General features: G+C 71.2%; 9 protein-coding genes. 6 read left to right on the forward strand and 3 right to left on the reverse strand.

Translation table 11 applies throughout. The annotated features are described in order from the left end of the window. Positions 1 to 37 precede the first annotated feature (37 nt). Entirely contained in the window at positions 38 to 487 is a 450-nt protein-coding gene (locus EV375_RS01165; protein ID WP_130297766.1) for a PTS glucose transporter subunit IIA, read from the forward strand. A gap of 79 nt (positions 488 to 566) precedes the next feature. Further along, on the forward strand, positions 567 to 2,237 hold the full coding sequence (gene ptsP / locus EV375_RS01170; RefSeq protein WP_130297767.1) for a phosphoenolpyruvate--protein phosphotransferase: 1,671 nt from the start codon (positions 567 to 569) through the stop codon (positions 2,235 to 2,237). Positions 2,238 to 2,367: 130 nt separating this feature from the next. On the opposite strand, the gene EV375_RS01175 is transcribed toward ptsP, so the two are convergent. Further along, positions 2,368 to 3,330 (reverse strand): hypothetical protein, encoded by a 963-nt coding sequence (locus EV375_RS01175; protein WP_130297768.1) that lies wholly within the window; start codon positions 3,328 to 3,330, stop codon positions 2,368 to 2,370. An 81-nt stretch (positions 3,331 to 3,411) separates the two neighbouring features. After that, a complete protein-coding gene (locus tag EV375_RS01180; RefSeq protein WP_130297769.1) occupies positions 3,412 to 5,436 on the reverse strand; it encodes an acetoacetate--CoA ligase in 2,025 nt (674 codons plus the stop codon). Positions 5,437 to 5,726: 290 nt separating this feature from the next. On the opposite strand from EV375_RS01180, the gene EV375_RS01185 reads away from it, so the two are divergent. Next, positions 5,727 to 7,985 (forward strand): TIM-barrel domain-containing protein, encoded by a 2,259-nt coding sequence (locus EV375_RS01185; protein WP_130297770.1) that lies wholly within the window; start codon positions 5,727 to 5,729, stop codon positions 7,983 to 7,985. 13 nt (positions 7,986 to 7,998) lie between these two features. Beyond that, positions 7,999 to 8,850: a M15 family metallopeptidase gene (locus EV375_RS01190; protein ID WP_165434664.1), complete on the forward strand. Its 852-nt coding sequence runs from the start codon at positions 7,999 to 8,001 to the stop codon at positions 8,848 to 8,850. Between the two features lie 222 nt (positions 8,851 to 9,072). Here the strand turns inward: EV375_RS01190 and EV375_RS01195 are convergent, their stop codons facing one another. Continuing rightward, complete coding sequence (locus EV375_RS01195; RefSeq protein ID WP_130297772.1) at positions 9,073 to 10,533, reverse strand: aldehyde dehydrogenase family protein; 1,461 nt, start codon at positions 10,531 to 10,533, stop codon at positions 9,073 to 9,075. Positions 10,534 to 11,263: 730 nt separating this feature from the next. On the opposite strand from EV375_RS01195, the gene EV375_RS01200 reads away from it, so the two are divergent. Both EV375_RS01200 and glpK read left to right on the forward strand, forming a co-directional pair. Continuing rightward, positions 11,264 to 11,998 (forward strand): MIP/aquaporin family protein, encoded by a 735-nt coding sequence (locus tag EV375_RS01200; RefSeq protein ID WP_130297773.1) that lies wholly within the window; start codon positions 11,264 to 11,266, stop codon positions 11,996 to 11,998. 59 nt (positions 11,999 to 12,057) lie between these two features. After that, positions 12,058 to 13,566, forward strand: coding sequence for a glycerol kinase GlpK (gene glpK / locus EV375_RS01205; protein WP_130297774.1), 1,509 nt, complete (start codon positions 12,058 to 12,060; stop codon positions 13,564 to 13,566). The last annotated feature ends 28 nt before the right edge of the window (positions 13,567 to 13,594 follow it).

Below are 13,594 nucleotides of genomic sequence, written 5' to 3' on the forward strand. Positions count from 1 at the left end.
GGACGGCGGACGTTCCGTTCCCTCATCGGGAGGCACCATGACCACCGTTACGTCCCCGCTGGCCGGAGTCGCCGTCGGACTCTCGGCGGTGCCCGACCCCGTTTTCTCCGCAGCGATGGTCGGTCCCGGTACCGCGGTGGACCCGGTGCGGCAGCCCATCGAGGCCGTCTCCCCCGTCGACGGGATCATCGTCTCGCTCCACCCGCACGCGTTCGTCGTCGTCGACGCGGACGGTCACGGTCTGCTCACTCATCTCGGGATCGACACCGTTCAGCTGAATGGAGAGGGCTTCGAACTCCTGGCAGCCAAGGGCGACACGGTCGAGCGCGGTCAGCCGCTGGTGCGATGGGACCCGTCCGTCATCGAGCAGGCGGGGAAGTCGCCCATCTCCCCGGTGATCGCTCTCGAGGCCGCTTCGGACTCACTTGCGGCCGTCCTCGAAGAGGGTGTGGTCGACACCGGCACGACGCTCTTCAAGTGGAAGTGACGCCGCACGAGTTCGCAGAGCGTCTGGTGCCCATGACGTACGGCGCACCGCGCCACCGCAGCAACCGGAGATGAGTGAGATGGACACAACCCTTCGAGGCGTCGGCGTAAGCCACGGAGTGGCGATCGGCGAAGTACGGCACATGGGCACGGCCGTCATGGAGCCGCCCGCCCGGCAGATCTCCGAATCCGAGGCACCGCGGGAACAACAGCGGGCACGGCGTTCCGTCGAGGCTGTGGCCAATGACCTGATCGCCCGCGGGAATCTGGCGGGCGGCGAGGCACAGGCCGTGCTGGAGGCGCAGGCCATGATGGCCCAGGACCCCGAACTGCTGGCCGACGTGGAACGCCGCGTCGCCGTGGGGAGCACGGCGGAACGTGCCGTCTACGACGCCTTCGCCTCCTACCGGGCCCTTCTGGCCGCCGCCGGCGAATACCTGGCCGGGCGCGTGGCGGATCTGGACGACGTGCGGAATCGCATCGTCGCGCGCCTGATGGGTGTACCGATGCCTGGCGTGCCCGACAGCGACCGGCCGTTCGTCCTCGTCGCCCGTGATCTGGCTCCCGCAGACACCGCGCTGCTGGATCCGGCGCTCGTACTCGGCTTCGTCACGGAGGAGGGCGGGCCGACCAGCCACAGTGCCATTCTCGCCCGGGCCCTGGGGGTGCCCGCCGTCGTGGCGCTGGCGGGTGCGTGCGAGGTGGCTGAGGGGACCGTGATCGCGGTCGACGGCAGCTCCGGGACTGTGCGCGTCTCCCCCAGTGAGGCCGAACAGGCCCGGCTGGCCCGGGAAGCCGAGGAGCGGAAGGCTGCGCTGGACGGCGCGAAGGGACCCGGTGTGACATCCGACGGCCACAAGGTGCCGCTGCTGGCGAACATCGGCGGGCCCTCCGACGTGAGCGCCGCGGTCGAGGCCGGGGCGGAGGGAGTCGGGCTGTTCCGTACCGAGTTCCTCTTCCTCGACGACAGTACGAGGGCGCCCTCCGAGGAGAAGCAGGCCACCGTATACAGGCAGGTGTTCGAGGCATTCCCCGAGGGGCGTGTCGTCGTGCGTGTCCTGGATGCCGGGGCCGACAAGCCGCTGGAGTTCCTCAATCCCGGCGAGGAACCCAACCCCGCGCTCGGTGTCCGCGGTCTGCGTACGCTGCTCGACCACCCCGAGGTGCTCCAAGGGCAGCTCGCTGCGCTTGCGAAGGCGGCGGAGGGGTTGCCCCTCTCTCTCGAAGTGATGGCCCCCATGGTGGCCGACCGCGCCGACGCCAGGGCCTTCGCCTCGGCCTGCCGGGAGGCGGGCCTCGCGGCCAAGTGCGGGGTGATGGTGGAGGTGCCCTCGGCGGCGCTGCGTGCCCGGTCGGTGCTGAAGGAGGTGGAGTTCCTCTCGCTGGGTACGAACGATCTCGCGCAGTACACCTTCGCCGCGGACCGTCAGGTGGGCGCGGTCTCCCGGTTGCAGGACCCTTGGCAGCCGGCGCTGCTGGACCTGGTCGCGCTCGCCACCGAGGCCGCGGCCGCGGAGGGGAAGAGCTGCGGCGTGTGCGGCGAGGCGGCCGCGGATCCGCTGCTGGCCTGCGTGCTGACGGGCCTGGGCGTGACCAGCCTGTCGATGGGCGCCGCCTCCATTCCGTATGTGCGGGCCACCCTCGCGAAGCACACGCTGGCGCAGTGCGAACGCGCCGGCGCCGCAGCGCGGGCCGCCGACAGCGCGCACGATTCGCGCATCGCTGCCCAGGCGGTGCTCTCCGGCGAGTGAGCCGAACGCAGGCGTGGCGTGCGGCCAGGCGCCGCCACCGCCCTGAGAGCACTGGCGAACACCTGCTGCGGTGCCGGTGCCGGTGCCACCGGGCGGGCCCGCGCATTCCCGGTTCCGTCAAGAGGTCCGGTCAGCAGTGCAGTTCACCTCCCGGATGCGGAAGGGCATGACCAGGGGCGTACTCGACGCCGGGCTCGGGGGCCACGGGTTCCCGGGTGGCCGGGTCCGTGCAGTACGCGGCGAAGACCTCGGCGGCGCTCAGCGGCCGGAGCCAGCAAGCGGAGCGGTCGAGCCGCCAGCCGCGCACCACGTCTCGCGGCGTCTGCTCGTCACCGCCGGTGTGGGAGACGGCGGCCTGCGCGCTGCCGGCTGCCGTGCGCAGGCCGTCTGATTCCGTACGCAGCACAAGGCCTCCGTCGCTGCCGGTGGCGATGCCCGCGGCGAGGGCGGTGGTCAGCGCGAGCACCGCGGACTCGTGGGCGTCGAGGGCGCCGTCGGCGTTGCGCCGCACATCCAGTGCGGTGACGAGGGGTGAGCCGGCGACCGCGACGCTGGCCACCAGATGGTGAACCCCTGAGCCCCCGGCTTCGAGGACCGCGCCCACTGCCCGCGCGGCCCGGTCGAATGCCGCCCTTCCGATGTCGCTGCCGCACCGGCCGCACGATCCCGCCCGAGCCAGGATCTCCACCCCGGCCTGCCAGGTGAGACGGCAGGCGTGTGCGTCACGGAGCTCGGACAGCAGACGGCCCAGGGCCTGCCCTCCGTACGGGACGGTGGTGCCGGTCGTGGCGACTTCCGCGACGTAGCGGCTGCGGCTCGCCGCGCTGTCCGGGTCGAGCCGCTGCTCCTGGCAGAACAGCTCGTAGTCGACCGCGTCGAACAGCGCGAGACGGGCGTGCACTTGGTCCGCCGTCAGCGAGCGGAGGAGCCCTTCCAGTTGGTGCAGATAGTTCCGGTGATCGTCGAAGGCGAACGTGCGGTAGCTGCGCATGCGGGCGAAGTGCGCCTCGTCGGCCACTACCGGGACGATGTTCGGTGCTTCGCGGCGCAGGATGCGGCGCCGGCCGCGCTTGCGGCTTCTGGTGTGTGCCATGGGCTCCCCCTCGGACCGTACGGATCACTTGGTCACTCACCGTAATCAGGGGGTCTGACAGTGGCGCCCCGGCCGGGCCGGTCAGCCCTCGCGCTCCTGGGCCAGCCGTTCGTAGAAGCGGAGCAGTTCGACGTCGTCGACGGAGCCGGGGTTGACGGCCTTGTCGAGGCTGGCGCCCTGAAGGAGTCGCTTGACGGGGACTTCGAGACGCTTTCCGGTGAGGGTGTGCGGCACGCCGTCGATCTGAATGATCTCGTCGGGCACGTGGCGGGGCGAGAGCCCCTCGCGGATGGTGCGCTTGATGCGGTCACGCAGTGCGGCGTCGAGCACGGCTCCCTCGCTGAGGTGGACGAAGAGCGGCATCCAGTAACCGCCGTCGGGCTTTTCGACTCCGATGACGAGGGATTCACGGATCTCGGGCAGGCGCTCGACGGCCTCGTAGATGTCGGCCGAACCCATGCGGACGCCCTGTCGGTTGAGCGTGGAGTCCGAACGGCCATGGATGACGACGGTGTTGCGTCCGGTGAGCGTGATCCAGTCGCCGTGCCGCCAGACGCCAGGGAACATCTCGAAGTAGCTCTCCCGGTAGCGCGTCCCGTCGGGGTCGTTCCAGAAGCGGATGGGCATGGAGGGCATGGGGCGTGCGACGACGAGCTCGCCGACCTCGTCGGTGAGCGGTTTGCCCTGCGGGTCCCACGACTGCAGGTCCGTTGCGAGCGAAGGGGCCTGCAGTTCACCCGTGTGCACGGGGAGTGTGGGGACGGCGCCGGCGAAGCAGCTGCACACGTCGGTGCCGCCGCTGACCGAGGCGATCCACATGTCGTCGGAGACCTCGTCGTGGATCCAGCGGAAGCCGTCGGGCGGCAGGGGCGAGCCGGTGGTGGCGACACACTTGACGCGGGAGAGGTCCAGGTCGCGGCCGGGATGGATGTCGGCCTTGCGGCATCCCATGATGTACGCCGCCGACGTGCCGAAGAAGGTCGTGCCCGTGCGGGCGGCCACGTTCCACTGGGCGTTCATGTCCGGGTGGCCGGGGCTGCCGTCGTAGGTGACGACGGTGGAGCCGGTCAGCAGCCCGGAGATGAGGAAGTTCCACATCATCCAGCCCGTGGAGGTGTACCAGAAGAAGCGGTCACCGGGGCCGGTGTCGCAGTGCAGTCCGAGCTGCTTGAGGTGTTCCAGGAGGATGCCGCCCTGGGACTGCACGATGGCCTTGGGCAGCCCGGTGGTTCCCGAGGAGTACAGGACCCACAGCGGATGCGCGAAGGGCACCTGCTCGAAGACGGGTTCGATGTCCGCGGAGCCTGTGAGCGCGGACCATTCGAGCGTCCCCTCGGGGGCGGGCGTGCCGAGCAGGGGGACGTGAACGACCGCGCGCAGACTGGGCAGTTCGCCGCGCAGCTCGGCCACGGTCCCGCGGCGGTCGTGTTCCTTGCCGCCGTAGCGGTACCCGTCCACCGCGAACAGTGCGGCCGGCTCGACCTGCTGGAAACGGTCCAGCACGCTGCGGGCTCCGAAGTCGGGCGCGCACGAGGTCCACACCGCGCCGACGGCGGCGGTCGCGAGCAGCGCCACCACCGCCTCGGGGATGTTGGGCAGGTAACCGCTGACCCGGTCGCCGGGGCCTACTCCCAGGCGGCGCAGCTCGGCGGAGAGGGAGCCCACCTGGCGCCGCAGTTCGCGCCAGGTGACGGGACGGGGCTCGTGCTCCTCGTCGACGTGCAGCAGAGCCGGCTCGTCCACGCGTGCCGGGTCCTCCGCGGTACGCAGCGCGTGCTCCGCGTAGTTGAGCTTCGCTCCGGGGAACCATTCGGCTCCGGGCATCGAGGAGTCGGAGAGCACCGTGTCGTACGGGGCCGAGAAGCGGACGTCGAACCACTCGGTGACCGCCTTCCAGAAGGCCGTCAGCTCCTCCACGGACCAGCGGTGCAGCGCGGCGTAGCTCGCCTCCGGGTCGCCGGGGACGACGGCCGGCGCACCGTGGTGCTCGGCGGCCCATGCCTGGAAGCGCGTGATCCTGGCGCCAGCCACGCGGTCCGAGTCCGGCTGCCAGAGGGGTTCCGGCGCGACGGGCTGCGGCTGCGGTGTGCTGTGCGCTGTGGTCATGGCGGCTCCCGGTCCGTTTGGGCTGGCGGCACGCCTGGCGGGCGTACGTGTGGCTGGTCAGGACGATGCCATGCGGTCATCGCTCACGCCAGGGCGCACACCACATGCCAATCTCGCTGCGAATGTGGCGGGACCATGCTTCGACAGTGAGAGGCACGGGCGCACGCACCACATGTCGACGGGGGTGTACGTGAAGGCGCAGGGGCGCACGGCACGAGCGGATGGTCCCTGGGTGAACTCCAGTTGAACGCCGCTGACTGCCGCCCCACCCCGCTGGCACTCTGAACAGCATGGATGGGCGTGGCCTGGTGGGGACGTTGAGGGCGGCGGGCGCGGTCTGGCGGGCGCGGCCGGGGCTCTCCTCGTGGGGGCGCCGGCGTGCGGCGGCCGACCGGCGGCAGTGCAACGGGGCCGAGCGGGCTCGTGTACCCGGTCCGGCGAGCGGGGCGCTGGCACGGCCGGGGGGCGGAGTGGTCCGGTTCGGGCGCTCGTCCCTCTCGGTACAGGTGGCGGTGGGCGGAGCCGTCTTCCTCGGCTGGGACGGTGCACAGCCGAGCCCGTCGCCGGCGCTGGCCGGACCGGCTCCCGGGCCGGACACGCGGGCGGTGCTGGAGCCCGACAAGGACGGCGGGTGGCGGGTGGTCTCCGAACGGCTCCTTGTGACGGTCTCCCGGCACGGCACCGTGGAGGTACGTACTCCGGGCGGTGAACTGCTCCGCAGGGATCTGCCGCCGCGCTGGTGGGAGGCGGCCGCGGAGCCGGCCTTCGGCGCGCGGCAGCAACTCGCCCGGGGCAACGGGGAGTACGGCGAAGCCAGCGAGAACGGGGGCGGAGCGGCTGCGGGTGCGGTGGCTGGTGAGGAGCCGGCCGAGGACGTAGGGCCTGCGGCGCCGCCGGAGCAGGGAGCGATGCCGTCCCCGTCGGACGGCCGCTGGATGCAGCGCTCCCAAGTGGCCGCCGACGCCCGCTTCTTCGGGCTCGGCGGGCATGCGTGCGGGCCGCCGCTGCCGAACGGCTCGTACCGGCTGCGCGCATGGGACGGTGCCCGACCGGACGCGGACCGGGAGAGCGGTGTGCCCCGCATCACCATGCCGGTGCAGCTGGTCGTGGCGGACGCCGGGACACACCTGGTCTTCCACGACAACCCGGGAGAGGGCCGGGTGACGGTCCGGGAAGGCGTGGAAGGCAGAGGATCGGGGCACGACCGGCCCGGGCGCAGCGAGATCCGCATGGACGGCGGACCCTTGCGCTACTGGGTGATCGCGGGCCCGCCGGCCCGCGTGCTGCACAGCTGGGCGCGGCTGACGGGGGCTCCGGCGCTGCCGCCCGGCTGGGCGCTCGGCCATCAGTACTCGGGACACCACTTGGGGTGCCGACGGGCACGGGAGGCGGTCGCGGGCTACCGGGAACGTGAACTGCCTTTGCGCGCCCTGCGCTTGGAGGAGGACGGTCCTTCCGGGCGCCGGCTCCTCTCGGGCGAGGGCGGGAGTCCGGCCGATCTGGAGCGCCTGGCAGCCGAGTTGGGGACCGGCGGCGTGGAACTGGTAGCCCCCGCTTCAAGGGTGACGGCCGAACGGGCCGAACCGGCCGAACCCGCGGTGAGCGAACCCGCCGCCGTGAGCGAGGCACCGGGGAACAGCACCGGCACCTGCACCAGCACCGGCGCAGACGTCCGAGGCGGCGCGCGCACCAGCGGCGGGTTCGCCCTGGTGTCCTCGGGCTGGGCCGGCATGCAGCGCGACGGCGGCACCTGGGGCGGCGAGGTCCCCACCGGGTGGGAAGGGCTGCGCGCGTCGCTGTCCCTGGTCATAGGGCTGGGGCTGTGCGGTGTGCCGTATTCGGGCCCGGGGATCGGCGGATCGACCGGCACCCCGTCCGCTGAGCTGTATCTGCGGTGGTTCCAACTCGCCGCCTGGTACCCGCACTTCCACGCACACGGCGCCAAGGGCAGCGGGCCGCGGCAGCCTTGGGCGTTCGGCCGCGAGGTACTGGAGGGCTGTGCGGCCGCGATGGCCGAACGCGAGCGGCTGCGTCCCTACTTCACCACGCTGGCGCATGTCGCCCACCGCACGGGGGCACCGTACGTGCGCCCCCTGTGGTGGCAGCATCCCCGCGAGCGTCCGCTGCGGGACTGCGGTGACGCCTTCCTGCTGGGTGACGCGCTGCTGGTGGCGCCCGTCATGGAGGAGGGCACGCGACGACGTGCGGTGCGGCTGCCGTACGGACGCTGGTACGAGACGGTCACGGGCGAGGTGCACGAAGGGCCGGGCGAGGTCCTGCTCGACGCCCCGCTCTCGCGCGTCCCCGTTCTCGCGCGGGCCGGCGCGGCGGTGCCGGTGACCGGAGCGGACGGGAACCTGGAACTGGAGGTATGGACGCCCGCACCGGGACGCCGGGGCAAGGGACTTGTCATCCGCGACCGCGGCGCCGGCGGCGCGGACCGCCCGGTGCCCGCCGAGCGGTTCACCGTCGTGCGGCGCGAGGACACCACGGTGGTGACCCGGGAAGACGGGGCTCCCGCGGGCTACCCGGTACGGGTGCGCGGCTGATAGACGAATGGCCATGGCAGCATTCAGAGGATCATTCAGCCGCACGGCTCTCACTGCCGCGCTGCTCTCCCTGGCGACTCTCGTGCCCGCGGCGCCTTCGGCCTCCGCAGCGACCGGCAGCTCTGCCGGTGCTCCCGGTACCGGGAGGCACCAAGGCCCTTCCGCTCCCGAGGAGTTCGTCGCGCTGCGCGACGTCGCTCCCTCCGTCCTGCAGGAGATGCGCTACCGGACGCGGCACAACTTCGTCGGCGACCGGGTGCACGGCTACCGGCAGGGCATGTGCATCGTCACCCGCGACACGGCGGAGGCGCTGAAGGCGGCACAGCGGTCCGTCCTCAAGAGGGGCTATTCCCTGAAGGTGTACGACTGTTACCGCCCGCAGCGGGCCGTCGACCACTTCGTGGAATGGGCCAAGGACCTGGACGACGAGCGGATGAAGGACGAGTTCTATCCGCGCGTGGAGAAGGACCGCCTGTTCGAGGACGGCTACATAGCGGAGAAGTCGGGCCACAGCAGAGGCAGTACGGTCGATCTCACCCTTGTGCGGCTGCCTGCGCAGCCGACGCGTCCCTACCGGCCGGGCGAACCGCTGGTGTCCTGCTTCGCGCCCAGGGATGTGCGTTTCCCGGACAACTCCATCGACATGGGCACCGGTTACGACTGCTTCGACACTCTCTCGCACACCGCCGACCCCCGCATCAAGGGCCAACAGCGTGCCAACCGGATGCTGCTGAAGGACACGATGGACAAGGCCGGGTTTACCAATCTCCCCGAGGAGTGGTGGCACTACACGCTCACCGAGGAGACCTTTCCCGACACCTACTTCGACTTCCCTGTCTGGCGCCGCGCGCTCAACTCTCACTGAGGGCACGGCAGTCGGGCCGCCCAAGCCCCGGCCGCCCGGTTGCGCTGCACCGACGAGACAGGACGGCGGCACGGCACCACCCCCGTGGATCCCCTGCCGCCGTCCTGCCGTCGAGGACGGCACGGGCCCTGCGGCGGTTCTGCCCGGTGCAGGGCGTGCGCGCCTGTGATCGTCCGGTCACGGATCCGTGACCGGACGGGACGGCGGTGAGATCCTCCGTGCTCAGAAGGGGTAGTGAGCGTGCCTGGCCGCCACGGTGACCCAACGGGTGTTGCTGAACGCCTCGATGCCCCAGCGGCCGCCGAACCGCCCGTACCCCGAGGCCTTGAAGCCGCCGAACGGCACCTGAGGCTCGTCCGCCACGGACTGGTCGCCCACGTGCACGATGCCGGTGCGTATGCGGCGCGCGACGGACAGGCCGTGCGTGCCGTTCTCCGTGATGATGCCGCACGTCAGGCCGTGTTCCGTGTCGTTGGCCAGGGCGACGGCCTCGTCGTCGTCGGTGAAGGTGGCGAGTGCACAGACCGGTCCGAACGCTTCGCCGTGGTACAGCTCCATGCCGGGCGTGACGCCGGTGAGCACGGTGGCCGGGTGCACGGCGTTCTCCGGCGCCCCTCCCCCGGTGAGCACTTCGGCACCCTTGCCGACGGCGTCCTGGACGAGTGCCGCCACGCGGTCCGCCGAGGCCGCGCTGACCAACGGGCCTATGACGGTGGTGGGTTCCTCCGGACCGCCGTGCGGCAGGGCTGCGACCTTCGCCGTGAACTTCCGGGTGAACTCCTCCGCCAGCGACTCGTGCACGAGGATCCGGTCACCCGACATGCAGATCTGCCCGGCGTTCATGAACACCGCGAACGTCGCGGCGTCGACCGCGTAGTCCACGTCGGCGTCGTCGAGGACGATGACGGAGTTCTTGCCGCCCAACTCCAGTACGGCGGGCTTGAGATGCTGCGCAGCGAGATTGCCGATGAGACGTCCGACCCCGGTCGAGCCGGTGAAGTTGACAGCGCGGACAGCGGGTTCGGCGATCAGCGCCTCGGCCACCTCGGCGGCGTCCTCGGGTGCGTTGCTGACGACGTTGAGCACACCGTCCGGCAGGCCGGCCTCCCGCAGGACGTCCGCCACGAAGTAGCCGCAGGACAGCGGAGCGTCCTCGCTGGGCTTGACGACGACGGTGTTCCCCGCGGCCAGCGGAGCGGCGACGGCGCGGGTGCCGAGGATCACCGGGGCGTTCCACGGCGCGAACGCGGCCACCACACCCACGGGTTCACGCACCGCGAGGCTCAGCGTCTCGCCGTCCTGCGCCGTGAGGACCTCGCCCCGGGGTGCGCTGACCGCGGCGGCCGCCTCGCGGAGCATGCCGGATGCCAGCTGCACGTTGAACAGCGCCCAGGGCCGGCTGCCTCCGGCTTCCTGCGCCATGTACGTCGCGGCGTCCTCGGCCCGGGAGTCCAGGATGTCCGCGGCCCTGAGGAGAACCGCGCGGCGCTCGGAGGGCCCCGTGGCCGACCAGGCGGGGAACGCGGCGTCGGCGGCCGCGACCGCGCTGCGCACGTCCTCCGGACCGCCCGCGGCGACCGTGGCGTACACCTCGCCGGTGTACGGGTTGTGGTCCTGTGCCGCGCGTCCGGAGACGGCGGGAGTTTCCTGACCGCCGATGAGCAGGTCACGGTGGATGGTCATGGCGGGTCCTCCCGAGGTGAGTGCAGTCCGGGTGCGAGGTCTCACCGCCAGGGCACGGGCAACAGGGCCGCCGGACACAGCGGGCAAGACCATGTTCGCCAGACGAATTTCCGTTCATGGTCGCTGGCGGGAGTCTCCGGCTGACCTGCACCGGTGTCAACGGTGGCGTCCCTCCGCCCCGCACCGCCCGGGCCCTTCGGGGACGCTTCCCGGGCCCTTCGAGGGCATTTTCCCGCGTGCTGCGAGGGCGCTTGCACGACAGGGCCGGGCGCACTCGGGGCAGGACGGGCCCCTCGGCGATCAGCCGGCCCGGCTCGCTCCCGCGCCCTCCCTGCCTGCCGCGTCCGGCACCGGGCGGTCCCCCTGCCGCCGTCGGCCCCACGTCTCGCGCCTCGTCGCGGCAGGGCGGAGGCGCCCACCGGAACATCCGGAACAGCCGCTCAGCGTGGTGGTGAGGGGCCCGGAATCCGGGGGAAATACGGAGCTGATCACTCCGACACGACGGCGATGTCGATGACCTCCACACCCCGCACGTCCATGATGTCAGTGCCCTTGACGGTCCCTCAGCTGCGATGATCACTGCCGACACGCTCGTCACGGAGACCGGGCGGGCTGGCGCGCCGGACCGTGATCAGCGGCCCTCTGCCCTGGCGCCGGCTCCGTGCCAGATCAGCACCATCCCGAAGGATCGTCCGGGGCGTCCGCCCCGCCAAGGGACAAGGGAGCCGTCATGAGCCAGTTCTCCAACACGGACATCTTCGCGGGCGAGGTCAACGGAACGGCGATTCTCATCCTGTTCGGAGCCGGTGTCTGTGCCGCCGTCAATCTCCGCTTCCACAAGGCTGCCGCTTCCGGCCGGGTCGTCATCGCTTTCGGCTGGGGCTTCGGCGTACTCGCCGGTGCCTGCACGGCGCTGCCTCTCTCCGGCGGGCACATCAATCCCGCGGTGACCGCGGGGCTCGCCGTCGAGTCCGGCGACTGGAGCAAGGTGCCGCTCTACATAGGCTCCCAGATACTCGGGGCCATGATCGGCGCCGTCCTGGTGTGGGTGGCCTACTACGCGCAATTCGCCGCCAACGCCGACCCCGAGTTCGCCCAGGGAAGGCTGGGCAACTTCTCGACCATCCCCGAGGTGCGCAACCCGGCCGCCAATCTCGCCACCGAGACAGTCGCGACCATCGCGCTGGTTCTGCCGATCCTCGCCTTCGGTGCGACCACGGCGCTCGCCAGGACGGGCACGCAGGTCCTCATCGTCACGCTGCTCGTCGTCGGCATCGGGCTGTCACTCGGCGGCCCGACGGGGTACGCCGTCAACCCCACCCGTGACCTGGGGCCACGCATAGCCCACGTGTTGCTGCCGATCCCCAACAAGGGCGGGTCGGACCGGGGTTACTCCTGGGTCCCGGTCGCGGGACCGCTCGTCGGGGCCGTCATAGCCGCAGGCATCCTCAAACTCGCCTTCTGACCCCGGGCCCAAGAGCCCGGAGACTCGCCAGCACTCCGGTTCGGACAAGGGACGCGATCATGTCGGACAAGTTCGTCGCAGCGATCGACCAAGGCACCACGTCAAGCCGCTGCATCATCTTCAACCAGGACGGCGCCCCCGTAGCCGTCGACCAGCGCGAGCACCGCCAGATCTTCCCCAAGCCAGGCTGGGTGGAGCACGACGCCACCGAGATCTGGTCCAAGGTGCAGGCCGTGGTGGCCGGGGCCATTGCCAAGGCCGGTCTGCGTGCGGACCAGCTGAGCGCGCTGGGCATCACCAACCAGCGCGAGACCACCGTCCTGTGGGAGCGGAAGACCGGAAAGCCGGTGCACAACGCCGTCGTCTGGCAGGACACCCGCACCGCCACGCTGTGCACCGAGCTGGGTGGCGCCGATGGGCAGGACCGTTTCCGCGACCGTACGGGCCTGCCCCTGGCCAGCTACTTCGCCGGCCCCAAGGTGGCCTGGCTGCTCGACAACGTGCCCGGGCTGCGGCAGCGGGCCGAGGCCGGGGAGATCGCCTTCGGCACCATCGACTCCTGGCTGATCTGGAACCTCACGGGCGGCAAGGACGGCGGTGTGCACGTCACCGACGTCACCAACGCCGGGCGCACGATGCTGATGAACCTGGAGACCCTCCAGTGGGACCAGTCCATCCTGGACGCCATGAACGTGCCCGCGGCCGTCCTGCCCGAGATCAAGTCCTCGGCCGAGGTGTACGGCACCGCACACGGCCAGATCGCCGGGGTACCGGTGGCGTCGGCGCTGGGTGACCAGCACGCGGCGTTGTTCGGGCAGACGTGCTACGACGTCGGCGAGGCCAAGAACACCTACGGAACCGGGTCCTTCCTGCTCCTGAACACCGGGCAGCGGCCGGTGTCCAGCAAGAACGGCCTGCTGACGACGATGGCCTACCAGCTCGGCGGTGACGCCCCGACGTACTGCCTCGAAGGGTCCATCGCGATCACCGGAGCCCTCGTCCAGTGGTTCCGCGACCAGCTCGGAATCATCAGGGAGGCGGCGGAGATCGAGACGCTCGCCGCGAGCGTCGAGGACAACGGCGGTGCGTACATCGTCCCGGCCTTCTCGGGACTCTTCGCTCCGTACTGGCGTTCCGACGCACGCGGAGTCGTGGCGGGGCTGACCCGGTACGTCACCAAGGCACACCTGGCGCGGGCCGTGCTGGAGGCGACCAGCTGGCAGACGCGTGAGGTCGTGGACGCGATGTACCAGGACTCCGGCGTCCACATCACGAGTCTGAAGGTCGACGGCGGGATGACGGCGAACAATCTGCTGATGCGGCACCAGGCGGACGTGCTCGGAGTGCCGGTGATCCGGCCGGTGGTCGCGGAGACGACCTGCCTCGGCGCGGCCTACGCCGCGGGACTGGCGACGGGAGTCTGGTCGGACCTCGACGAGCTGAGCAGCCACTGGAAGCGCGACGCGGAGTGGACCCCGCAGATGGACGAGGAGACGCGGGAGCGCGAGTACCACAACTGGCGCAAGGCGGTGCAGCGCAGCTTCGGCTGGGTGGAGGACGGCGAGTGACCGGCTGAACCCGGCTCACGGCCGCCGC

Source organism: Streptomyces sp. CNZ301, assembly GCF_004217425.1.

Excerpts from the sequence above, each read along its gene's own strand:
- EV375_RS01195 (WP_130297772.1), bottom strand. The coding sequence starts at position 10,533 with ATGACCATCCACCGTGACCTGCTCATCGGCGGTCAGGAAACTCCCGCC.
- glpK (WP_130297774.1), top strand. The coding sequence starts at position 12,058 with ATGTCGGACAAGTTCGTCGCAGCGATCGACCAAGGCACCACGTCAAGC.
- EV375_RS01185 (WP_130297770.1), top strand. The coding sequence starts at position 5,727 with ATGGATGGGCGTGGCCTGGTGGGGACGTTGAGGGCGGCGGGCGCGGTC.
- ptsP (WP_130297767.1), top strand. The coding sequence starts at position 567 with ATGGACACAACCCTTCGAGGCGTCGGCGTAAGCCACGGAGTGGCGATC.
- EV375_RS01190 (WP_165434664.1), top strand. The coding sequence starts at position 7,999 with ATGGCAGCATTCAGAGGATCATTCAGCCGCACGGCTCTCACTGCCGCG.
- EV375_RS01175 (WP_130297768.1), bottom strand. The coding sequence starts at position 3,330 with ATGGCACACACCAGAAGCCGCAAGCGCGGCCGGCGCCGCATCCTGCGC.
- EV375_RS01165 (WP_130297766.1), top strand. The coding sequence starts at position 38 with ATGACCACCGTTACGTCCCCGCTGGCCGGAGTCGCCGTCGGACTCTCG.
- EV375_RS01180 (WP_130297769.1), bottom strand. The coding sequence starts at position 5,436 with ATGACCACAGCGCACAGCACACCGCAGCCGCAGCCCGTCGCGCCGGAA.
- EV375_RS01200 (WP_130297773.1), top strand. The coding sequence starts at position 11,264 with ATGAGCCAGTTCTCCAACACGGACATCTTCGCGGGCGAGGTCAACGGA.